The 867-nt window shown below is 70.6% G+C and carries 1 pseudogene; it reads right to left on the bottom strand.

Going from position 1 to position 867, the window contains the following annotated elements:
- A pseudogene (locus QRO95_RS25140) lies at nt 1–784 on the bottom strand (bifunctional transcriptional activator/DNA repair enzyme AdaA); the annotation flags it as partial.
- Nucleotides 785–867 lie beyond the last annotated feature (83 nt).

Below are 867 nucleotides of genomic sequence, written 5' to 3'. Positions count from 1 at the left end.
GCGGCAGGCGGCGGTACGGGCGGTTGCGGTCGGCAGTGCCGCGCAGCAGGGTGGGGCGCTCGGGTGTGCCGAGCACGCGCTGGTAGCTGTCTTCGCCGATCAGCTCGATGCCGGGCAGGCTGCGCTTGCGCAGGAAGGCCAGCATGCGTGGGAAATCCAGTGGTGGCCGATATGCCAGACGCAGTACCAGGCAGCCATCGTCGGCGGCCAGCGGCTGGTGCTGGCGACGCAGTGCTGTCGGTGCCATGCCGCAGCCCTGCAGGAAGGCCGTATTGAAACGGCGCAGGCTGTTGTAGCCGGCGGCCAGCGCGACGTCGGTCACCGGCAGCGTGGTCTCGGTCAGCAGCTGCTTGGCCAGCAGCAGGCGATGGGTGGCGTGGATCTGCCCTGGCGTTGCGCCCAGATGTTCGACGAACAGGCGCTGCAGCTGGCGCGCGCTGAGTCCGATCTTCTCTGCGAGGTCGGCTACCGGCTGTTCCTGCAGGAAGCCACCATGGATCAGGGCCAGTGCGCGCTGCACGGTCTGCCCGGCCAGTGCCTGCTGCGCCTGCGGTGCCAGCTCGGGGCGGCAGCGCAGGCACGGGCGGTAACCGGCTGCCGCGGCAGCGGCCGCAGTCGGGTAGTAAGTGATGTTGCGCGGCTTCGGCGGCGGTGCCGGGCACATGGGGCGGCAATAGATGCCGGTGCTGCGCACGGCGGTGAAGAACACGCCGTCGAAGCGTGCGTCGCGGGCCAGGCGGGCGCGGTCGCAGGCGGCGGTGTCGAGGGCAAGGGCGGTGTCCATGGCGCCAGTCTAGGCGTGTGAGGGCGGGGATACTCGCCGGATTCGGACATGGATGCTGGAGGGGGGCTGGCAGGGCTTGCAGC

The sequence above is a fragment of the Stenotrophomonas maltophilia group sp. Smal13 genome, assembly GCF_030236855.1.
Taxonomy (GTDB): Bacteria; Pseudomonadota; Gammaproteobacteria; order Xanthomonadales; family Xanthomonadaceae; genus Stenotrophomonas; species Stenotrophomonas maltophilia_A.
The sequence above is the reverse complement of the archived record's forward strand: the minus strand, read 5'-3'. Positions and strand labels throughout refer to the sequence as shown.